A 21,382-nucleotide genomic window follows, 5' to 3' on the forward strand; every position below is an offset into this window, starting at 1 on the left:
ATAAAATTCATTCAAAAAAAGATTTAAAAGTTAAACATTTTTAAAGTTTTGGCTTTTGTACTAAAAATAATTAATTTTTTTCTCAAAAACCAAATATACTATTGTTTTTTTTAAGAAAAATCAATAATAAAATTCATTTTGTAAAATAAATAGAATATACTGTAAGCACTAAGGAAAGTTATATTCCTTTTTCATCTAAGAATTGTTGGAGAGTTACAATATCAGCAAAGAGAATTTCTCGTGCCTTACTTCCTTTAAAAGGTCCTACTACTCCTAATACTTCTAATTGGTCTATAAGGCGACCCGCACGGTTATATCCAAGTTTTAACTTACGTTGTAACAGAGAAGCCGAACCTTGCTGTGCATTAACAAGAATTTCTGCAGCCTCCCTGAGCAAGGGATCTTTCTCAGACATATCTACATCAGGAGTTTCCATATCATTTTCACCTACATATTCTGGAAGGAGGAAGGCACTAGGATATCCTTTTTGTGCTCCAATAAAATCGGCAATACGTTCCACTTCAGGAGTATCCACGAAGGCACACTGAATACGGATTAGGTCGTTACCCTGTGTGTATAGCATATCCCCTTTCCCAATAAGCTGATTAGCACCCGGTCCATCCAAGATCGTTTTGGAATCAATAGCAGAGGTTACTTTGAAGGCAACTCGAGCAGGGAAGTTAGCCTTAATAAGTCCAGTGATGACATTCACTGAAGGACGTTGGGTGGCAATAATCAGATGAATTCCTACAGCACGTGCTAATTGTGCCAGACGTGCAATGGGGAGTTCTACTTCCTTACCCGCGGTCATAATAAGGTCAGCAAATTCATCTACTACTAATACAATATAGGGTAAGAATTGATGTCCTTCATTTGGATTTAATTGTCGCGCTTTGAACTTGGCATTGTATTCTTTAATATTACGTACCATAGCATTCTTAAGTAGGTCATACCTATTATCCATCTCAATACAAAGAGAATTTAAGGTATTGACTACTTTAGAGGTATCGGTAATTATTGCCTCCTCACTATCAGGAAGCTTTGCTAAGTAATGACGTTCTATTTTGTTGTAAAGAGTGAGTTCTACTTTTTTAGGATCAACAAGGATAAATTTCACTTCAGCAGGATGCTTTTTGTAAAGTAGAGAGGTGAGTACGGCATTAAGTCCTACGGATTTTCCTTGTCCTGTAGCCCCTGCCATAAGCATGTGTGGCATTTTTGTTAGGTCAGCAACAAAGGTTTCATTGCTGATAGTTTTCCCAAAGGCAATAGGAAGTTCCATCTCTGCCCGTTGGAAATTGGCTGAACCTATCACTGATCTCATGGAAACAACAGAAGAAGTTTTGTTAGGGACTTCTATACCTACAGTACCTTTTCCAGGAATAGGAGCTATAATACGAATACCTAAAGCCGCTAAAGATAATGCAATATCATCCTCTAAACTTTTAATTTTGGAAATACGGGTGCCAGGAGCAGGAACAATTTCATAAAGTGTAACAGTAGGACCTATTACCGCAGTAATACGAGAAATATCTATTTTATAATCACGTAGAGTTTGGATAATAGTATTCTTATTTTCTTCTAGTTCTTCGTCATTACGGACAACACCTGAATCCTTATATTCCTTGAGCAGGTCTAAAGGAGGAAATTGAAAAGATTTGAGTTCCAAGGTTGGATCATATTCGCCGAAATCTTCTACTAAGCGTTTGGCAACTTCCTCAGGATTTACAGTTTCCTCTTGCTTAATTTCTACTTTGAATTCCTTATCTTCTATAGGTTCATTCTCTTCTACTTCCAGATGCAAAGGAGGAATATCTTTTTTATGGGTATAGATATCAATATCTTTATTCTGTTCCTCTTGAATAGGGGTAGAAACGATGAATTCTTCATCACCTAATGAGGTTGCTTGAATCTCATTTGTAATGTTTTTTTGTTCTTCTGTGATGGGAGAAACTGTTTTTTCAAGGATTTTTTTCTTCCCCTTTATCCAGTGATTACCTGCATCGAGAGTATTTCTAATCTTCTCAGAAGTAATGTGAAACTTTCCTATCAGATATAAACAAAGTATTAATAAGAGAAGTAGAGCTGTTCCCAGTCTGCCTATATAGTCTCTTAGGTAAGAATTGATTTCATATCCACCCATACCACTAAGGATTGTGGCATCGGAGGAAAGAAAACCTAAAGAAACAGAGATAAAGAGCATCCAGAGAATGCCCCAAAACCACTTATTAAGCATTTTGGTTTTTGTGGAAAGAAGAAGTTTTAACCCAGTGAGAGCCAAAAGTGATAAAGGAATAAATATGGCAATACCAAAGCCCCTGTATATAAAAAAATTTCCTAAGTAAGCTCCTATTTTATTAAAAATATTTTGAGGTTGTGCATTTCTGTCAGCAAATTCTGAGAGAATACTTTGATCTGCTTGCCAACTAAAGATAAAGGAAATAAAGGCAATACAAAGAATCAAACAGATAAAAAGAAGAATAACTCCTAAGGAAACTCTCTGCTGAGAAAGTTTATTAGAGTTACTGTTCTTTTCTTTTTTAGGAGATTTAATAGATTTGGTTTTTGCCATTTTTATAATTGTTTCTTATAAGAGCTAAAAAGAAGAGGCAAAGATACTCAATTGTGATGATTCCACAAGAGTTATTATGATTTAGTTTTTAACAATATTCAAAACATCCATATTTGCTTTGAATAGTAAGTTTTTTACAGTTAGCCTTTTCTACATGTCCTATAACTTGAGCTTCAATATTAAAAGATTGGGAAATAGCAATGATATCAGAGGCAACTTCCTTCGGCACATAGAGTTCCATACGATGTCCGCAGTTAAATACTTGGTACATTTCTTTCCAATCTGTATGGGATTGTTCCTGGATGAGTTGGAATAGAGGAGGTATAGGGAAAAGATTATCCTTGATTACATGTAAATTATCTATGAAATGTAAGATTTTTGTTTGCGCTCCTCCACTACAATGTACCATTCCGTGAATTTGTTCTGGAGTGTATTTGGAGAGTATTTTCTGAATAACAGGAGCGTATGTGCGAGTAGGGGAAAGAACTAATTTTCCTGCATCTAAAATAGTATCTGCTACAGCATCCGTTAGTAATTTCTCTCCAGTATAAATAATCTCATCAGGAAGATTGTTGTCATAACTTTCAGGATATTTTTTAGCAAGTATCTTGGAGAAGATATCATGACGTGCAGAAGTAAGTCCATTACTTCCCATCCCCCCGTTATACTCTTTCTCATAAGAGGCTTGTCCAAAAGAAGCTAATCCCACAATTACATCTCCTTCAATAATACGTGCATTATCAATTACCTGAGAGCGCTTTATGCGTGCTGTAACTGTGGAATCCACGATAATAGTACGCACCAAATCACCTACATCTGCAGTTTCTCCACCTGTGGAGTAAATAGTTACACCATAGGAATGTAATTCACTGATAAGTTCTTCTGTACCATTGATGATAGCGGCAATAACTTCTCCGGGTATAAGCCTTTTATTGCGCCCAATAGTGGAGGAAAGGAGAATGTTATTGGTAATCCCTACACATAATAAATCATCAATATTCATAATTAAAGCATCCTGGGCAATTCCTTTCCATACAGAGAGATCTCCCGTTTCCTTCCAATAGGTATAGGCAAGGGAGGATTTGGTACCTGCTCCATCTGCATGCATGACCAAGCAATATTGTTCATCACCTGTTAGATAATCAGGAATTACCTTACAAAAAGCCTTAGGAAAAAGTCCCTTATCAATATTCTTGATCGCATTATGTACATCCTCTTTGGTAGCAGAAACTCCTCGCATAGTATATCGGTTATCCATAAAAAAGATTTTGACTGTTATTCAAAAGACAAAGATAATGAAAATAGTTGGATTAACAAGTAATAATGAACTTAATTATTTTGCTTACCAATTCAACTCCACAATGAACTTTTTAGCTTGCAAATTTATAAATTAAAGCGTCTGTTTTACTGAAGCATTTTTGCGTTCATGGTTAACTCTTGCACTTTTTGCGCATTATAAGTTTCTTTTTTGAACTATTTCGCTTTTTCTATCTGATGAAACATTGAGTTTTTCTGCTATAATATTTTTTCTATTCTACTTGTAAGATATGCTTATATTTCATATCTTTGCTCTCAAGTTAAATGCTTATATTTCATTGCTTATTTTGTTTTATTTGACAAAGAAAAGCATTTTTCTTCAAAGGAAGAAAACTTTTTTGTTTTCCCTTTCTATAAACACTATTATCTTAAATATATACATGGACGAATACGATAATTGGGCTGAAAAAACTTATTGTTATGATAATATTACCTAAAATGAAACCTTATATTCTTTTTCTATTTTACGCTATCTGTTGGGGACAAAATGAAAAGCACCAACAGGTCTATCAGTTACAGGGCAATGTCAAGTCCCTAACGATCTCTCAGAGCAAACTTCCAAAAGCGGCGGAGGCGCTCTCGTTTGATTCCTTAGATGATGACCAGTTCCTCCTCTTTGACAAAAAGGGACGTATCACCGAATTGGATACTTATTTTCGGGGAAGACAGCCTAAAACGATTCAAAAATGGACTTATGATGACAAAAATCATGTCTCTAAAGAAGTTCTTGAGCTTGTCCCTGAAAAACTTACTCAAACCACTTCCTATACCTATGATGATAAACAGAAAAAAGCCTCTGCTACCATTACCTCTACAGGTTTTCCTAACAAAAAATCTAAAATGGTAATATCTTTAGGCGATAATCTCCTTCCCTCTGAGATCTTAGCGTACAATTTCGAAGGAAAATTGGAGGGGAAAAGAGCGCTCAAATATTCCAAAAATGGATTCCTCTCTCAGTCTCTTTCTTATGATGATAAAAACAAACTCGTTCATAGCATTTCCTATGAATATGATGATAAAAACAGATTCACAAAGATAGACAATAGGGTGAATAGGACTTATGAATTACATTTCTTTACCAAATACTTGTACAAAAAGGGACTTTTCCCTACCAAATATATAGTTACATCTGGCGAGGAACCTTCTCAAACTTTTACGCTTAAGTACAAGTTCGACAGCAAAGGTAATTGGATCGAAAAAACGTATTTCCTTGATGGAGAAGCCGCCGCAACTATCGAAAGAGAAATTACTTACTATTAAAAGGGATATCTATGAATCATTTATTTACTGTTATTTTTTTCTTTCTTTGTACCTTATCATGGGGACAGGAAGATGTTCGCCTTTCCTGTCAGGTAAAAGGTAATGTAAAATCTATTGATATTACTAAAGAGGAATCTGATGAGATTAAAGGGGATTTCCTGGTCGATTCTTTTGACTATAATATGGCTATCACCTTGGACAAAAAAGGACGGGTCATCAAGCTCACTTCCTATAGTGAAAAGGGGAAGCCCTCTGATATCAAAGAAACTGTCTATGATAATAAAAATAGAGTAGCTAAGGAAACTGTGCTTTTCCTCCCCGAAAAAATAACCCGAAAAATCTCTTATTCCTATAATGACAAGGAAAAAAAAGGTACTGCTATTGCCCTTTCTTCCCACGAGAGTGATGAACAAACTAAAAGAGAGATAACCCTCAACGACGAAGGACTCCCCATTAAAGTAATCTTCTTTGACTCCGATGGAGAGGCTTTCAAAGAAATTTCTTATGAGTATAACAAAAACCAGAAACTTGTCAAATCTACTATATACGAGGACGGTAATCTCAAGCGACAGGTCTCCTATAAGTATGATGACAAAGGGAGAATCATAGAAGCGAAGAATTATTATATCTTTTTCCCCGGTGGAGATATTACTTACAAATATGTCTATAAAGACGATATTTATCCCATAGAACACACTGCCATCGTAGGAGGTGAAGATCCTGAAACACTTACTTTTAAGTACAAGTTCGACAGCAAAGGCAATTGGATCGAAAAAACGTATTTCCTTGACGAAGAAGCTGTGGCTATTATCAAAAGAAAAATAACTTATTACTAAAATACTGCATGATGAAGTTCTTATATTTTTTTCTAATTACATTATACTCCTTTTCTTCCTTCGCACAGGATGATAATATGCTCCCCTACTTACGATTAAAGGGGAAAATAGAATCAGTACGCATTATTCCTTATGAAGTACAAGAAAAAGATGACAAAACTATTGAAAAAAATATTAGTATTGGTTTCTTATACGACAAAAATGCTTTTATAAGATTCAATAAAGCAGGTAAAGTAATTGAAAAAATCGATTACAATAACAAAAATGAAGTCACAAGACACAGAGAACTTTCTTATGATAACAAAAATAGATGCATAAACGAAAAAGTATATAACAAAGAAGGAAAAATGACTCAAGAAATCTCCACCACGTATGATGACAAAAAGAAAGAAAGCCGAGAGACCGATCATCGTCGTATTACCGTTTGTCAATTAGATGATCGCGGTAACCCCATCAATTGTGCGACCTTTACCACCGAAGGGAAGCTAATCGAAAAATGTTATACTACTTATGACAAGGATAATAAGGTGTTGGAAAAAGTATATAGAACACCTAACAATGACAAAAAATACGTCTTTCACAACGAGTATAATGACAATGGGTATCATACAAAAATTTCCGAAGATGATTATGTCAATTTTACAGATAATATTAAGGTCAATTATTTCTATAAGGATGCTCCCTTACCCTATCAGCAATCTCTGTCAGCTAATGGAACCTTACCTGCTTATTCTGATCTTTCCTACCAGTATGATAAAAAAGGCAACTGGATTCGCAAAGAAGTACGTTATAAGGACAAATTAGTATTCCTTGTAGAACTTAAGATTACTTATTTCAATTAAGAAAAATTAAATGGCCTTCAAATATTATTTTGTAATCTCATATAAATAGTCTATATTTGCACTTTGATTTAAAAAATGAAAATAGAACAACCTCTCTTACAAATATACCACAATACACACTGCAGTAAAAGTCGAGAATGTTTGGCTTTCCTGAAAAAAGAGCATCTCCCTATAGAAATCATAGACTATCTTAAGAACCCTCCAACGGTAGCACAAATAAAGGATTTACTGCATAAATTAGGCATTAAGCCTTTAGAATTAGTACGCAAGAAGGAAGCAATATGGAAAGAAGTAGGTAGTGATTCCCTCTCAGAAGAGCAAATCATAGAACTACTACACCAATATCCTAAACTGATAGAGAGACCTATCTTGATACAAGGAGACAAAGCTATCATAGCACGTCCTTTGAGTATAGCACAGGATTGGCTCAAAGAACAAAAGTAAATTCACAAATTAATCAAATATTTAATGAAGAGATTTTTTCTACTTTTAGGCTTTTTAATAACCTGTTATACCTCCTTAGCACAAGTATATATATCTGTTACAGGAGGATATGCATGGGGAGTACCCTCAACTAAAATAGGAGAAGAAAGTATCAATGGCAAGGAAAGTGTACGTTTTGGAACTTTCGGAGAGGGGATTAATAGTCAGTTCAGAGTCGGCTATTTCTTCAACAAAACGTGGGGAGTTGATATCAGTGCAGGATACCTCTATGGTGAGGATCAACTTGTAAGGCGTGAAATAAGTCAGAAGAAACTCGCAGGAACTCCTTTAACAGCCACCATTGAAGGGGAAGTAAAAGGAAGAGGACGTGCCTTCGGTGCTGCACTTTCTGTTATCTATAACTTTACAAATAATTTCTATGGTAGGTTCGGTCTACTCACTAAAATAGGTGGAAAAACTGAAGCTATAGCACATTCATATACCACTACTAACCAAGATATTCCTCTGGCAGCCCTTACTCAATTAGGTATCAACTTACCCGCACTCTCAGGACTTCCTAATACAGCTATTATCAAACAGGGAGCTACTATTGAGACTACTTATACAGAGGATTACAAAGGGAAAATACCTTTTGGTACCATTGCCGCTTTGGGGTACAAATATAATATTACAGAAAAGTTAGCTTTCTTTGCTGAATTGGAGTATATGAATATCTCTGTAAAACGTGACTATTCTGAATTGAAAGATTTTAACCAGACACTAAAAGCTACCCTCAATGTGTCAGGTATAAACCGTGAAATTAAGACCAACCTAATGACTTTAGATGGCTTTAATAATGGCTCTTACCAAGATGTCTTACGCGGACAGGTATATCATAAGCGAACAGATTATGTGGAAAAAGCCTCTCAAGAAGAACTTTCCAATAACTTAAATAATAAAAAACTTACAGAGAAAGCTTCTTATTCTTCTTTAGGAGTGAATTTTGGTATTAAACTTTCCTTCTAATCATGTAAAATATAAAAAGATTATATTTTTAGGGATTGCGCCATTTTTTCTCTATGGCTTCATAATTAATATAGATAGCTGCAGGCTGCATTTCTAATTCTCCTTGTGAGAAAGCTCGCAAAAGAATATCTTCTATCCAAAAATCTTCTTCTACTTCTTCAGGATTATAAGTACTTTTAAGAGATAAATCATAGAACCAAGCAGTATTATTATACCAAAAAGCACGCCATCCACTACGAAGATTCTTTACTAAATTATAAGCAGACTCACCCGTTTGCCGATATATAAGTTTGATAAGAATTTTCCCTTGAGAACGAGAAAGTTTTTTAAGTTCTACTGTAAATCTTGCCTCAGCATCCTCTTGTACTTTCTTGGTATATTTTTTCTTTTGCCTTTTACTAGGAAGAGTATCCAACACTCTTTCAATACGGTATAACTTATCTGCAGCCAATTTGGCATAAGGATATACTTTTTTTACTCTAGATCTGAGCAGTTCATATTTTTTCTTTTGTTCTTCATTTTTAAAAAAAGGCTGACTTCCAAAAAAAAGTACCTCTTCCAAATTAATAATAGTTTCATTAGGAGCTATACTATCTATCTTAATAATTGTATCTCTCTCCTGTGCAAAAGAAGAAATCACTCCTAAACAACTCAATATAAAAAAACTTATTCGCATATATGCTAATTTTTGACAAATGTACGACTTTATAAGGAATTTTTTATCTGGTAAAATGTTAAAATATTATATCTTTTCTTTTAATATCAATAGTTTTATTCCTATTTTTTTGTAACTTTGCGAAAATTTTCCAAGTAAAAGTGGAGGTAATACAGAATACTAATTATGTATTAATGACCCAAGAAGGTTCTTACTTAGTAGAATACCTTATTGGAGAGGTGATTTTTACCTCTAGTATTAGTCGTGCTATGATTTTTTCTGACCTTAAAATAGCCCTCCGTTTTAAGAATTTACTTTATGAACGTTTTAAAATAAAAGTAAGTGTAAATACTTATATTTATTAGGGAAATTTACCATTAAAAAAGAAAGACTTTTTCTGCTAATCTGATTAACAATGTATTATTATCACGAAACAACACATAAACAAAACGGTAACTGGGGAATTCTACTTCTTAGAATCTTCATAGGTGGGATTTTACTTTTCCATGGTATTTCTAAGTTCAATGATATTAGTTTTGTAAAAATACAATTGGTTAATAATGGATTACCCAGTATTTGGGCTTATGGTATCTATATTGGTGAAATTATTGCTCCTCTTTTGGTTATTTTAGGTTATAGAACTCGTTTTTTTTCTATGCTTATTGCTATTAACTGTCTGGTAGCAACCCTGTTGGTTCACAGAGGAGAAATATTCATAGTAGACCCAAATACAGGGGCTTGGGGGATAGAGACTTTAGGTTTATTTTTTGGAGGAGCTATTTCTCTATGTTTCTTAGGTGGTGGAAAGTATGCTCTCTCTAAGAGAAGTAGTTGGGATTAGGCTCCTAATCTTTTAAACATTATTTTCAATGGTGCCACTCTCCTTCTTTTCCTTCCGAATTATTCATAATGATTTATACTTCCTGATAGGAAGTATGTATCTGTAGGATGCTCTATCCAATTTTGGAAAGCCTCATTTACTGCGTCTATTAGAGTTCTTCCTCCGGAGGTTGCAGAAATAATTTTAGGCACAAGCGGTAGCTGTAGCTACCCCATGTTGTCCCGCTCCTGTTTCGGCTATAACATGTTTTTTACCTAATTGTTTAGCCAAAAGAGCTTGCCCTAAAGCATTATTGAGTTTGTGTGCTCCTATGTGATTTAGGTCTTCTCGCTTCAAATAAATATGGGTATGATACTTCTTACTCAAATTAGCGGCATAGAACAAAGAAGTCTCTCTTCCTACGTAATCCTCAAGTAATCGCTTATACTCTCTTTCAAAAGATTCAGAGAAGATGATTCTCTTATAATTATCTTCTAATTCTTTCAAATTTATCTTAAGAGCATCTGGAACATAAGCTCCTCCAAATTCGCCATAATAACCATTGGTATCCACTGAATATTTTTTCATTATATAAAATTTTAAGAAATTACTAAAAAATAAGCCCTGCCGCAAGTGTGACAGGGCTTTTATACTGTATTATATACAAAGCTCCGTTTCCTTACAGCTTAAAAAATTTAGGAAAAACCACCACCATTTATTTGTATACAGATAATTCATTCTTGTTTATTTTCTGCAAAGTTATATTTTTTTTGTAAGCAACAAATATTTTCAAAAAATTTTTTTTTATATTTAATTATTCATAATAAAATAGTAATTTTGCACCACTGAAAAAATACTCATGAATTATTCCCAATCACTTACATCTCCCATTTTTGAGCTTATTTCTAAAATTGCTGACCAAAACAATCAAAAATGCTTTGTCGTAGGAGGTTTTGTTCGTGATTTATTGTTAAAACGAGGTATTGCCAAAGATATTGATATTGTCACTTTAGGCAGTGGTATAGAGTTGGCTGAAAAGGTTGCCGCTCAACTACCTAACAATCCTAAAATATCGGTATTCAAGAACTTTGGTACTGCTATGATTAAGACCGATAGCATAGACATTGAGTTTGTAGGGGCGCGTAAGGAGAGCTATCGGGAAGATTCTCGTAAGCCCTTAGTGGAGAATGGTACCCTTGCCGATGACCAAAATCGTCGTGATTTCACAATCAATACCTTGGCTATTTCCCTAAACCAAGATTCTTTTGGAGAACTTGTGGATCCTTTTGGAGGCATTAATGATTTGCAAAACCAGATTATTCGCACCCCTTTAGAGCCTAATATCACCTATTCTGATGACCCTTTACGTATGCTCAGAGCCATTCGCTTTGCTACCCAACTGAATTTTCAAATAGAAGAAAAATCCCTACAAGCTATAGCCGACAACAAGGAGCGGCTCAAGATTATTTCCAATGAGCGTATTGCTGAGGAACTCAACAAAATACTCGCCTCCAACAAGCCTTCTATTGGATTTAAGTTGCTTTATGAAACGGGCTTACTCTCGCTAATCCTTCCCGAACTGGTCGCCCTACAAGGCGTAGATGAAAAAGAAGGCCAACGCCACAAGGATAATTTCTGGCATACACTGGAAGTAGTAGATAATATTTCCCTGAACACCAATGACTTATGGCTCCGCTGGGCAGCCCTCCTGCACGATATAGGCAAGGCGCCTACCAAGCGATTTGACAAGAAAATAGGCTGGACTTTCCACGGACATGAGTTCGTAGGGGGCAAGATGGTTGTCAAGATATTCCAACGACTACGCCTGCCACAGAACGAAAAGATGAAGTTTGTCCAGAAAATAGTTACCATGAGTTCCCGCCCAATCATAATTGCGCAGGATATCGTAACCGATTCGGCAGTAAGGCGCTTACTTTTTGATGCTGGAGATGACTTTGAAGCGCTGATGACTCTTTGCGAGGCCGATATTACCACCAAAAACCCACAAAGGTATAAGAAATATCATCAGAATTTCCAAATTGTACGTCAAAAAGTCGTAGAAGTAGAGGAAAAAGATCATATTCGCAACTTCCAACCCCCTATTACAGGCGAGGAAATTATGGCACTCTTTGGACTAAAACCCTCCCGCGAGGTAGGCCAACTCAAAGAGGTTATTAAGGAAGCTATCTTGGAGGGCATCATAGGCAACTCCTACGAAGAGGCCTATCCATTTATGCTCGAAAAAGCAAAGAAAATGGGACTGTCTTTAGTCACTGGAGCAAGCTCGTAGCTTGTTCTTTAGGGTGATAGAACTTACAAAACCTAATTAAGAATGAAAGAAAATATAAAGATAAGTGTCCTATCTGTGATTATAGGCGCTATTCAAATGATACTTTTTCTGCCAGATGGGTATTCCTGTATTGACGCAAAAAGTGATGTTTTCACAGGCATTTCTATTTTTATGCCTATCCAATTCTGTATGGTATTTGTGTATAGCATTTTTTGTAAGCCTCTTAGAAAATCTATCACTAAGTATGTTTTGCTAATTATTGTTTTAGCTTTTTGGCTATATATCAATAGGATAGAATTTATGCATCGGGAGGCTTGTTGGTCTACCTATTTGAAAGAAGAGATTAACCCAGCGGTAGTATATAGCTCTATCATCCCCTGCGGGATTTGCATTTTTGCCTTTTATATAGGAATATGCTATTTTTTGAAAAAGGAAAAACAGAAAACACCTTCCTCTGACAAAGCAACAAACCACTCTGTTACTAAGTTAAGTATCATTATTGGCTTTTTACTTATAGGATGTAGTGCCCCGAAAAGTGATTTTAAAGTTATCAAAACCGAAAAAGTAGGTAAAGGTTATCAATATAACCCCAATGGATTTATAGAAAATAACTATGGAAGGTTCCTTATAAAAACCATTTCTAATTATGATAAACAGGGGAAGCTAAAAGAATTTTTTTTGAATAGGGCTAATGGATTTTTGGAATATACCTCATCAGAACTAAAAGAAGATATTGCTTTACTAAAGAGTTTGGATATTGATACTATATATTCAGATAAGAAATACATTAGTTACATAAAAGAGAAAAAGAATGATACCATTTTCTATTTATCAAATAATAAAATCGTGATAAAAACTAAGTAATTCTATGAAAGTGCTGTCATTTTTTGATCTCTTATAACTTCTGTTATTTTTAATTCTATAAAATATGAACAATCAATTATTATTAGAAAAAGCCAATGCTATAGGGAAAAGTACCCTCATAGACTTCCTTGAAATTCGCTTTATAGAAATAGGTGATGACTACATAATCGCACAAATGCCTGTTAATGAAAAGACTTGCCAACCCAATCACATCCTGCATGGAGGGGCTTCGGCAGCCTTGGCAGAAACCACAGGGAGTATTGCTGCTACGCTACTAGCGAATCCTGACTCTGAAAACTACTTAGTCTTAGGAATAGACATTATCATGAACCATGTACGTGGAGTAGAATTGGGTAAGCAAGTTTTTGCTAAAGCCACCCTAATCCATAAGGGAAAAACACTGCAGCACTGGGATATAAAAATCACAGATGAGGACGAGAATCTTGTTTCCTATGGAAAGCACACCACAATAATTACTAAGAAAAAATGAACTATTCTAAAGAAGATTTCTTAGAAAAAGCAAAAGAGATTGCCTTACAAGGGTTACCTTTTGCCTTGTTTAGCCATCCCAATAGTACGGATATTCACCTTATATACCAGAATGATGATACCCTCCATACAGCTGATTTTTCTAAGGATCAGGGCTTTATCATGTGTCCTTTTCACGGAGGGAGTCCCCTGCTGCTAAAGCAAGAAAATTACCTTACCACTACCCTACTCCCCGCTGAAAAGCCTATACTTAGTGCCACTCTTATCCCTACTCAAGGTGATAGAGAACACTATCATATCCTTTTTGAAAAAGCACTGAAAGCCATAGAGGAACATACGTTAGAAAAGGTAGTTCTTTCCCGTAGAATTGCTTACCAAGGCAATCAAAAATCGCTTCTTACCTATTTCCAAGATCTGAAAGCCCTATACCCTACAGCCTTTTGTTATGCTTTTTCCCACCCCAAAGTAGGTCGCTGGCTGGCTGCCACTCCTGAAACCTTGATAAAAGTTGTAGGTGATACTCTTTCTACCATGTCGCTGGCGGGAACCAAACCCTTTGTCGAAGGGGAAAGTCCCCTATGGACAGAAAAAGAATATAGAGAACAAAAGATTGTAACCGACACTATCACCCAAGTGCTACAACCTCTCACCACCGATTTATCCATAGAAAAAGTACATGAAGTACGTGCCGGGAGACTCTGGCATCTCTGTACAGAAATTACCGCTAAAATCACCCCTAATACACCTATCCAAGAAATTGTACAACGCCTACACCCCACTCCTGCGGTATGTGGTTTCCCAACAGATAAAGCTCGTAATTTTCTACTTGAGAATGAGGGCTATCCAAGAGAATTTTATGCAGGATATTGTGGTTTGACCCATTGGGGAGAGAATCGCTCCATAGACCTATTTGTCAATCTCAGATGCGCCCAACTCACTCAAAAAGAGATATTTGTATATGTAGGAGGAGGGGTCAATAGTGGTTCTCAAGAAGAAAGCGAATGGCAGGAAACGGAAAATAAAGCCCAAACCATGCTACGAGTACTTCAATAGTTCCTTAAGCCCCTTTGGGTAGCCGTACAAACTGAGAGACAAATTCTGGCAAACCTGTATCAGGGAGTCGCTCATTATAATCGTAATAGCTAATCACACAGGAGATCGCCTGCCCTCTGAGCACTGTCGCTATAAAATAGACAATGAGTTTGTGATCCTTATGATGACTCTTGAGGACAGGATCTTGATAATGTTCATTATAGACAACCTCCGTGGCGCGTGTTTGCTTCCCTTCAAAGAGGAGCGTGATATCCCGCTCTGTAAGAATGCTTATCGTATGGTTTTCTGGTACGGGAATCAACATAGCCCATTCCTTCTGTAGGGCAATGGCTTGCTGTGCTTGGGCTAAGGTAGCGTGCAGGCTCCAGTTAATTTCCCCTTTGGTAGGACAGCGTACGATATTGACTCCTGTCCAATAACATTCGTCCATGAGCATCACTTTCCTACCGAGAAAATCAAAGGAACGTCCGCCCATGTGGTTCTCATTCAATACCTTTTTATCCAATATCAGTCGTATCATCTCTGTGTCAATCTCCTCAGAGGGTCTCTCTGTAACCGAAGAAATAGTGGCAATAAATGACCATTTACCCTCATCTGTATCTTTACCTATAAAATATACCATTGTATTTTGCCAATGAGTCTCTTTGTTTTTCTTATAATAAGAAAGATAATAATGAGGATATGCCAACTTAGGATTCTTCTTAGGAATGGTATCTGAGAAATGATTTTTCTTAGCAAAATTAATTACACTCCGCTTTGTTACAAGGGTATCAAAAGCTTCTTCATAGGGAAATAATTCCAACTTATATTTTCCCATAGCGTAGAGCTGCTTTCCGTTATCCATAAGGTTATAATATAAGCGTTTTTGAGCGCCCTTGTTTTGTGCTGCTAAAGAGAGTGATAACAAGAATAAAAGATAGAAATATGATTTCATAACGACGAATAATCAGTGAATAGTGACTAATCGTGCCAGCTGGGGGGTGATATTTACTGTTTTCTTTCTCCATTCATCTACTTCTACTTAAAAATGGTCTTTATCAGTCTTTGTTTCAATCTCAAACTTTTTTCCATTTTAAACAAAGCTCTTTTCATACCGATACCAAATCTACCAACAGAACCATTAGGTAAGGAGCGTTTTCTGGGCGACCAAATCTAAAAGCATTTTTTTTTAGCGGTTTCTAGTGAAAAACCTCCACAGTTATCTTTTACAATAAATACATCTTTTATTAATTGTAATATATAGTCCTTGATAAGATGTTGAGTTAACTATATTAGCTCCATCTATTGAATTATCCAATATAGCATCTTTTATTGAAATATCTCTTGTAATCATCTCAATAAAAATGTTTTTGTTGGATTACCTAAATATTATATTATCCATAGGATTATCATTTAGTACTAAATATTTTACCAAATTCAAACTCTCGTATATTACTTATAGCCTGACGTGGTTTGATATTTTCCATGGAACGATTGATGGTTGCTTGTTGTTTTTCACCAGCTCCTAAGAATTTACGAATAGAACGCCAATTATTTCCATCTTTTATCTGCATTAAAAATGCAGATTGACATAACTCAGAAAAATCAAAATCTCGTTGATTAAACTCTTCTATTCCTTGAGAAACTAGCATTACAGCCACTCCTTGAGAACGAATCTCCCTCAGTAATTTTTCTAATATTTCTTGTGACTTTGGTTCTTTGAAAACATTATGAGCTTCATCTATCAGTAGCACATATCTTAGACCACTATAATCATTCTCTATAGGAACCTTATCCATATTCATAAAGGTACTATACAGATAATATATCACCAAGAAAGTAGCTGTAAATCTAACATCTTTACTTAAATCACCTGATAGACTCAAGTAATAGTTTCCATTTATAAAGTCTCCTGATTTACTATTATCAAATAAATCTACCTCAGTAAGTCCTATTAGAACTTGAGTAAGAGAAGTTGGTTTATCACCTGCTATCTCATATACATTTTCTAAAATATCATTTAGAGTGGGATAAGTACCATCCTTTCTGTTATCAAAAGCTCTTTTTGTAGCATCCTTTAGATATTGCTTTTGCACCTTTCCTAAATTGGCATATTTATCAATAATATCAACAAACCTACCAATACCAACTAATTTATCCTTTTCATTTATATTATTAATAAAAGATAACGGATTGACAGGAAAGGAATCTGTAGGAGTATCTATTAATTTAGCATTTGTCTGAGTAAAAAAGTCTTCATTTTCCTTGTTTTTCCTATCACTTTCTGTCATCCCTTTAAAGTCTAAATAAAGAAAATTAACCCCTCCTTTTGACTCTTCTACTATTCTTTTGAGTATATTTCTCGCAAAATAGGACTTTCCTGTGCCTGACTGACCAGCTATTGCTATATGACAATTGCTATACAGATTCGTATTATTTGGCGTAAAATATATTTCTCTACCATTATCTTCTCCTATCAATATTTTAATAGGAGCTACAAAAGATTCTTTTTCTTTTATAAGACTATTCTTATTCTTTGTATAGCCAAAACCTTCTTCATTAGTCATATTACCAATTCCTTCTTCTACATTATCTAAAAGGAACTCCATCCCTGATACATTCTTGTTTTCCTCAAAATACTTATTTATCAACTCTAATCCATTATCTATATGCCATTTTAGATATTTCCTTATATCATTGTGATCTTTATGAATCTTATATTTCTGACTGATTAAAGAAATATAGTACTCTCTATAGTTCCCAAATAACGTATTGTCTTTATATTCTTTTTGTTTATCTGCAGTATTATAATTTTTATTTTCATCATAAGTTGACTTCACTAATGAATAAGCCAATGCTATTCGAGCTATATGGTTTTCTTCTCCTAATCCCATAGAATTAGTGAGTTTTTTAACTAGTTCCGAAGATGTTTTTATATTAAAATTCGTTTGCATTTTGATATTCTTTTTCAAATACTCTGAATAAATCTTCCTTTTTTTCTACATTGTGAAAAGAAGATACATTATTTTTATTTCTTATCAGATAGGTTTTGCTAACATTAGGAAGCAATAGGTTGTATTCATCTTCTGTCATTTCCTTTTTTAACAGAGGAAATATAATAACTTGATCAGACACTTTTGGGTAAAAATATCTCACAATACTATTAGAATGATCAACATCAAACTTTTGCATAGGAGAATCTATAAAGACAGGAAAACTAATATTTGATTCATCTACTAATCCTTTCAAAAGAACAGTAGCATACATTTGTTGTTCTCCTTTTGAAAAAGTATCTTTATTAAGATATTTATCTTTATCACTTTTCAAGTTAATATCTACAACATCTCCTATGATTTTAATTTCTACTTTTTTCACAAGCTCCCTTTTGTGTAAAAGCATAGCTAACCCCTCCTCTATTCTTTTTTCAAGTGATTCCGCTTTTTCTCTCTTAAAAGTTTCAATAAAACTTTTGAGTACTTGAATAGTTTTTCCAACCTCTTCTCCTATAGCAAGATTTCCTTTGCTTAGTTCAAGTTTTTCACTAATACTATTAGCATTTTTCGTTTGTTGTAATATAAAGTTATCATTATCCTGAATATTTTGTCTTTTAACCCCAATTAACTGTTGGAGTTTATCATATACATTTTGATATTCTTTTTTTTGTTCTCTATCTGCTTTAGCCAAAGCATCTTCTGATTTTTCTTCTGCCAAACGGACTTTTTTATTGATCTCATTTAGTTCATTTTTAGCTCGAATAAAATCAACATGAATAGTATTTAGTTTCTCTTTAAAGGATATTTTTATATTATTAGCAAACTGTCTTAAGTCAGCAGCTTCACTTTCGGAGTAATTATGTATTATATCTACTATTTCTTCTTTTTGTCTCTCCTCTACCCCTAAATATTTTTTCAACAACAATTTAAAGTTCTCTACATAAAACTGTTGTACATCATAAGAAATTTGAAAATTATTAGGCTTTTCAATATTTATAAGTTCATCAATTATCTTAGAAGAAACTTCTTCTGCCTTATCTTTATCATAACTTCCATTAATAAATTTTCTCTCATTAGAGACTTGTTCTAATACTTCCATCAAAAGTTCCCCTGTCATAGCAAAAGGTATAATCTCAAAATAGGTTTTTAACTCACTTTGTAAATTATCTACTCTCTTTACTAAATCTTCTTTTCTATTTCTGAGTTCATTAAACTCTTCTTCTGTTATGATATTTCCTTTTTTAATTAACTTTTCTTCTAATAAAGATATATTATATCTTAGTAAAGATGAATTTTCTTGTAGATCTTGTAACTGCTTTTGGAGTTCTGCATTTTCATCTCTTTTTTCTTTTATATCAATACCTATTCTTTCTAATTCTGTACGATCTTTATAGGAAGCTGTTTCTTCCTTTAGTTTATTTAAATAGCCTTCCAAATCCTCTTTTAAGTCCTGATATTGTTTTATACCCAGTACTTCGACATAGGCTCTACTGAGTTCCTTTTGTTGTTCTTCTGTGTGAATTTCTGCTAAAGAAACTATTTTTTCAGCATCAAAAAAGAAAAACTTAGCAATTTCTTTAGGCATTATAAAATCACGAATAAAAATTTCTTTGCCTATTTCTTCCACCAATTCACTCTCCATCCCATCTATTAGTATTTCCAAATTTTCATCTTGTGATCCCTCTGTATAATATGTTCTTGTTAGTTTGAGTTCATTACAAGTTACTTCAGGAATTGTGGTAACATTAGAAAAAGTTATTGCCACTGAAAAAGTTGTAGATCCTTCCTCACTTGCCGTATGGTTCAAGCTATTTCTTATATATTTTTTATAATTACCATTATTTTCTATTTCACGCCTATAGATCTCATCTACATCACACATCTGTCTTCCATACAGACACCAAACCAATGACATTAAGAAAGTTGTTTTCCCAAAGCCATTTTTACCACTTATAATCACTATATTTTCTTTATCATTAATTGATAAATCAATTTTGTGATAACCTTTATAAATTCTAAAATTATTTAATTCTATTGATTTAATGATCATACAACTGCAATATATTGTTTATAGCGCCTACCTATACTATCTATAAGACCTTTTCTTTTCAACATTATTGTCTTAGATTTTTCCAATTTCAATAAATCTTGTATAAGAGTAAACTGTTTCTTATCATCTTTACATGCCGATAGAAGTAGTTCCTCTTCTCTCTTTATTTGTTCATTGTATTGTTTCATATCTATATCTTTATTAAATACTTTATTATATATCGCAGAAACTGTTTTTTCAAAGTATAAATCCCTGTACCAGATTACTTGTATAGCTATTAATTCTTGTTTATTAATAAGCTCAAGATTATAGCCCAATTCATTGATCTGTTTCTGAGCTTCAAATACTTTTTCTAATATCTCTGTCCTATGTTTAATTTCAACACACCCACCATTAGGAATTGCTGCTAAAGAACCATCTCTTCTATAATCAGAACGATTTTCAGGTTTATTTCTTTCTTCTTGTATCCAATTTCTTAAATCTCGCAAAGGAATCAGCCACTTATGTCCATTCTCTATTTGTGCTGAAATAGATTTATCTTCCTTTACCACAGTACAGGTCCAACAGCCGAACCTGCTTTGCCCACAAGATTTATGCTCTTTATCTGATACCATTGTAGGACATTCATAATCATCCGCACTTGCATCAGTATATATATCAAACAGCTCTTTATTATCAGCCCCCCAAGGAGATTTAAAAGTATTTATAATATACCATACTTCTTCTAATTCTAACTCCTTTATAGGAGAATATACAAAAACATTATTTTGTAAAGGATGTTTAGTTAGTCTCTTACCTTTTATTTCGTGTTTTTTAATAGAATTAGCTCTTGTTACACTCTCACTTTTTCGAGTACCTACCAATATAATTGCTTCATGATAATCATTATCTTCACTCCTTACAATATCTGAAACGAATTTTGCTGTGGGCTTTATCTTTAATCGTTCTGTGCACCATCTAAAACTATTATTGGGCGCAGGATAACCCTTTCCTATAAGATTTACAAAAAAAGAGTCCTCTAATCGTGGCGTTGTCTTCCGCACTTTTATAGGTAAAGAATGTAACGAAGCTGCATCTGCTATCTTTCCCAAGACTTTATTTACATAATTCGTAATAATTGGATTCTCAACCAAGGTATCATTACAAACTACATAGACTTCCCTCTTTAAAAATTTTATATCATATTCATTTTTTACTTTTAATATAGCCATCCAAGTCAATGTCAATAATACTGTTGAGTCTTTTCCACCACTAAAACCTATGATCCAAGGTCTGTTATTATCATCTAACATATATTGGTCGGCTATTTCATCTATTATATAATTGATTTTATTCATTTGGTTTATAATAAAAACTATTTTTATAGTCAATCTATATCAATAAAAATAGCTTGTTCTAAAGTATAATAAATTCTCTGCAAATATACAAATTCTTTTTAGATATAAGTCGCTATTTCCAGAAAAATATAACAATGTCAAAAAACCGAACTATTCAAAGGAATAATTCGGTTCTTGTAAAGAAGGCGGCGACATACTCTCCCACATATTGCAGTACCATCTGCGCTAAAAGGTTTAACTTCTCTGTTCGGAATGGTAAGAGGTGAGACCTTTCGCTTTAACCACCTTAAATTTTTAGTGATTAGTGAAAAACTAATAGTGAATAATTCTTCACCACACTTGTATTTTAAAGTAAAGTAGCTTAAGTGTGTAGAGAATAACTTTTCTCTCTTCACTGTTCACTCTTCACTTAATTGACACTATTGGATAAGACACCTATTTAATGGTTAACTACTAGTGACTAATGACTAATTACTAACAACTAATCACTAACCACTGAAAAAAGAATTTCGTACAATAAGTCTTCGGGTTATTAGTATCACTCGGCTTTGATGTTACCACCTTTACACCTGTAAC

The 21,382-nt window shown here is 34.2% G+C and carries 18 protein-coding genes, 1 rRNA gene and 1 pseudogene; 11 read left to right on the forward strand and 9 right to left on the reverse strand.

What is annotated here, in order from left to right:
- Window positions 1-178: 178 nt before the first annotated feature.
- Together VJJ03_RS03895 and VJJ03_RS03900 are read right to left on the reverse strand one after the other, a co-directional pair.
- On the reverse strand, window positions 179-2,572 hold the full coding sequence (locus tag VJJ03_RS03895; protein WP_323973960.1) for an FtsK/SpoIIIE family DNA translocase: 2,394 nt from the start codon (window positions 2,570-2,572) through the stop codon (window positions 179-181).
- 88 nt (window positions 2,573-2,660) lie between these two features.
- Window positions 2,661-3,830, reverse strand: a complete 1,170-nt coding sequence (locus tag VJJ03_RS03900) for an AIR synthase related protein (RefSeq protein WP_323973962.1) — start codon at window positions 3,828-3,830, stop codon at window positions 2,661-2,663.
- Window positions 3,831-4,327: 497 nt separating this feature from the next.
- Here VJJ03_RS03900 and VJJ03_RS03905 point away from each other — a divergent pair, with 497 nt between their 5' ends.
- The 5 genes from VJJ03_RS03905 to VJJ03_RS03925 all read left to right on the forward strand — a co-directional run bounded on the left by VJJ03_RS03905 (window position 4,328) and on the right by VJJ03_RS03925 (window position 8,276).
- A complete protein-coding gene (locus VJJ03_RS03905; protein WP_323973964.1) occupies window positions 4,328-5,149 on the forward strand; it encodes a hypothetical protein in 822 nt (273 codons plus the stop codon).
- Window positions 5,150-5,160: 11 nt separating this feature from the next.
- The gene (locus VJJ03_RS03910; protein ID WP_009746320.1) at window positions 5,161-5,985 is read left to right on the forward strand and encodes a hypothetical protein; all 825 of its coding nucleotides are present in this window, start codon (window positions 5,161-5,163) and stop codon (window positions 5,983-5,985) included.
- An 11-nt stretch (window positions 5,986-5,996) separates the two neighbouring features.
- The gene (locus VJJ03_RS03915) at window positions 5,997-6,827 is read left to right on the forward strand and encodes a hypothetical protein (RefSeq protein WP_323973966.1); all 831 of its coding nucleotides are present in this window, start codon (window positions 5,997-5,999) and stop codon (window positions 6,825-6,827) included.
- A 75-nt stretch (window positions 6,828-6,902) separates the two neighbouring features.
- Window positions 6,903-7,271 carry an ArsC/Spx/MgsR family protein gene (locus tag VJJ03_RS03920; protein WP_009746322.1) on the forward strand — a complete coding sequence of 123 codons (369 nt, stop codon included), beginning with the start codon at window positions 6,903-6,905 and terminating at the stop codon, window positions 7,269-7,271.
- A gap of 24 nt (window positions 7,272-7,295) precedes the next feature.
- A complete protein-coding gene (locus VJJ03_RS03925; protein WP_323973968.1) occupies window positions 7,296-8,276 on the forward strand; it encodes a hypothetical protein in 981 nt (326 codons plus the stop codon).
- 28 nt (window positions 8,277-8,304) lie between these two features.
- Here VJJ03_RS03925 and VJJ03_RS03930 read toward each other — a convergent pair whose 3' ends face one another.
- Window positions 8,305-8,952, reverse strand: a complete 648-nt coding sequence (locus VJJ03_RS03930; RefSeq protein ID WP_009746324.1) for a DUF4294 domain-containing protein — start codon at window positions 8,950-8,952, stop codon at window positions 8,305-8,307.
- 173 nt (window positions 8,953-9,125) lie between these two features.
- Here VJJ03_RS03930 and VJJ03_RS03935 point away from each other — a divergent pair, with 173 nt between their 5' ends.
- Both VJJ03_RS03935 and VJJ03_RS03940 read left to right on the forward strand, forming a co-directional pair.
- On the forward strand, window positions 9,126-9,296 hold the full coding sequence (locus tag VJJ03_RS03935) for a hypothetical protein (RefSeq protein WP_162859677.1): 171 nt from the start codon (window positions 9,126-9,128) through the stop codon (window positions 9,294-9,296).
- Window positions 9,297-9,346: 50 nt separating this feature from the next.
- A complete protein-coding gene (locus VJJ03_RS03940; protein WP_009746326.1) occupies window positions 9,347-9,772 on the forward strand; it encodes a DoxX family protein in 426 nt (141 codons plus the stop codon).
- Between the two features lie 74 nt (window positions 9,773-9,846).
- Here VJJ03_RS03940 and VJJ03_RS03945 read toward each other — a convergent pair.
- Window positions 9,847-10,339: pseudogene (locus VJJ03_RS03945) on the reverse strand (pyridoxal-phosphate dependent enzyme); the annotation flags it as partial.
- A 271-nt stretch (window positions 10,340-10,610) separates the two neighbouring features.
- Between VJJ03_RS03945 and VJJ03_RS03950 the strand changes: the two are divergent.
- The 4 genes from VJJ03_RS03950 (at window position 10,611) to VJJ03_RS03965 (ending at window position 14,447) form a co-directional block, all read left to right on the forward strand.
- Entirely contained in the window at window positions 10,611-12,041 is a 1,431-nt protein-coding gene (locus tag VJJ03_RS03950) for a CCA tRNA nucleotidyltransferase (RefSeq protein ID WP_009746329.1), read from the forward strand.
- A gap of 42 nt (window positions 12,042-12,083) precedes the next feature.
- The gene (locus VJJ03_RS03955) at window positions 12,084-12,905 is read left to right on the forward strand and encodes a hypothetical protein (protein WP_323973970.1); all 822 of its coding nucleotides are present in this window, start codon (window positions 12,084-12,086) and stop codon (window positions 12,903-12,905) included.
- Between the two features lie 64 nt (window positions 12,906-12,969).
- Window positions 12,970-13,395, forward strand: a complete 426-nt coding sequence (locus tag VJJ03_RS03960) for a PaaI family thioesterase (RefSeq protein ID WP_009746331.1) — start codon at window positions 12,970-12,972, stop codon at window positions 13,393-13,395.
- Window positions 13,392-14,447 carry an isochorismate synthase gene (locus VJJ03_RS03965; RefSeq protein ID WP_323973972.1) on the forward strand — a complete coding sequence of 352 codons (1,056 nt, stop codon included), beginning with the start codon at window positions 13,392-13,394 and terminating at the stop codon, window positions 14,445-14,447. Before VJJ03_RS03960 ends, VJJ03_RS03965 begins: the two co-directional genes overlap by 4 nt.
- 4 nt (window positions 14,448-14,451) lie before the next feature.
- Here the strand turns inward: VJJ03_RS03965 and VJJ03_RS03970 are convergent, their stop codons facing one another.
- From VJJ03_RS03970 to rrf, 5 genes are all read right to left on the reverse strand, one after another.
- Window positions 14,452-15,381, reverse strand: coding sequence for a hypothetical protein (locus VJJ03_RS03970; protein WP_323973974.1), 930 nt, complete (start codon window positions 15,379-15,381; stop codon window positions 14,452-14,454).
- A 454-nt stretch (window positions 15,382-15,835) separates the two neighbouring features.
- Entirely contained in the window at window positions 15,836-17,398 is a 1,563-nt protein-coding gene (locus VJJ03_RS03975; RefSeq protein ID WP_323973976.1) for a DndE family protein, read from the reverse strand.
- Window positions 17,364-19,469 carry a DNA sulfur modification protein DndD gene (dndD, locus tag VJJ03_RS03980; protein ID WP_323973978.1) on the reverse strand — a complete coding sequence of 702 codons (2,106 nt, stop codon included), beginning with the start codon at window positions 19,467-19,469 and terminating at the stop codon, window positions 17,364-17,366. The genes VJJ03_RS03975 and dndD overlap by 35 nt, the downstream gene beginning before the upstream one ends.
- A complete protein-coding gene (gene dndC / locus VJJ03_RS03985; RefSeq protein ID WP_323973980.1) occupies window positions 19,466-20,806 on the reverse strand; it encodes a DNA phosphorothioation system sulfurtransferase DndC in 1,341 nt (446 codons plus the stop codon). The genes dndD and dndC overlap by 4 nt, the downstream gene beginning before the upstream one ends.
- Before the next feature lie 180 nt (window positions 20,807-20,986).
- Window positions 20,987-21,095 (reverse strand): 5S ribosomal RNA (gene rrf / locus VJJ03_RS03990).
- Window positions 21,096-21,382: the final 287 nt, after the last annotated feature.

Origin of the sequence: Capnocytophaga sp. G2 (assembly GCF_035282625.1) — a bacterium.
Taxonomy (GTDB): Bacteria; Bacteroidota; Bacteroidia; order Flavobacteriales; family Flavobacteriaceae; genus Capnocytophaga.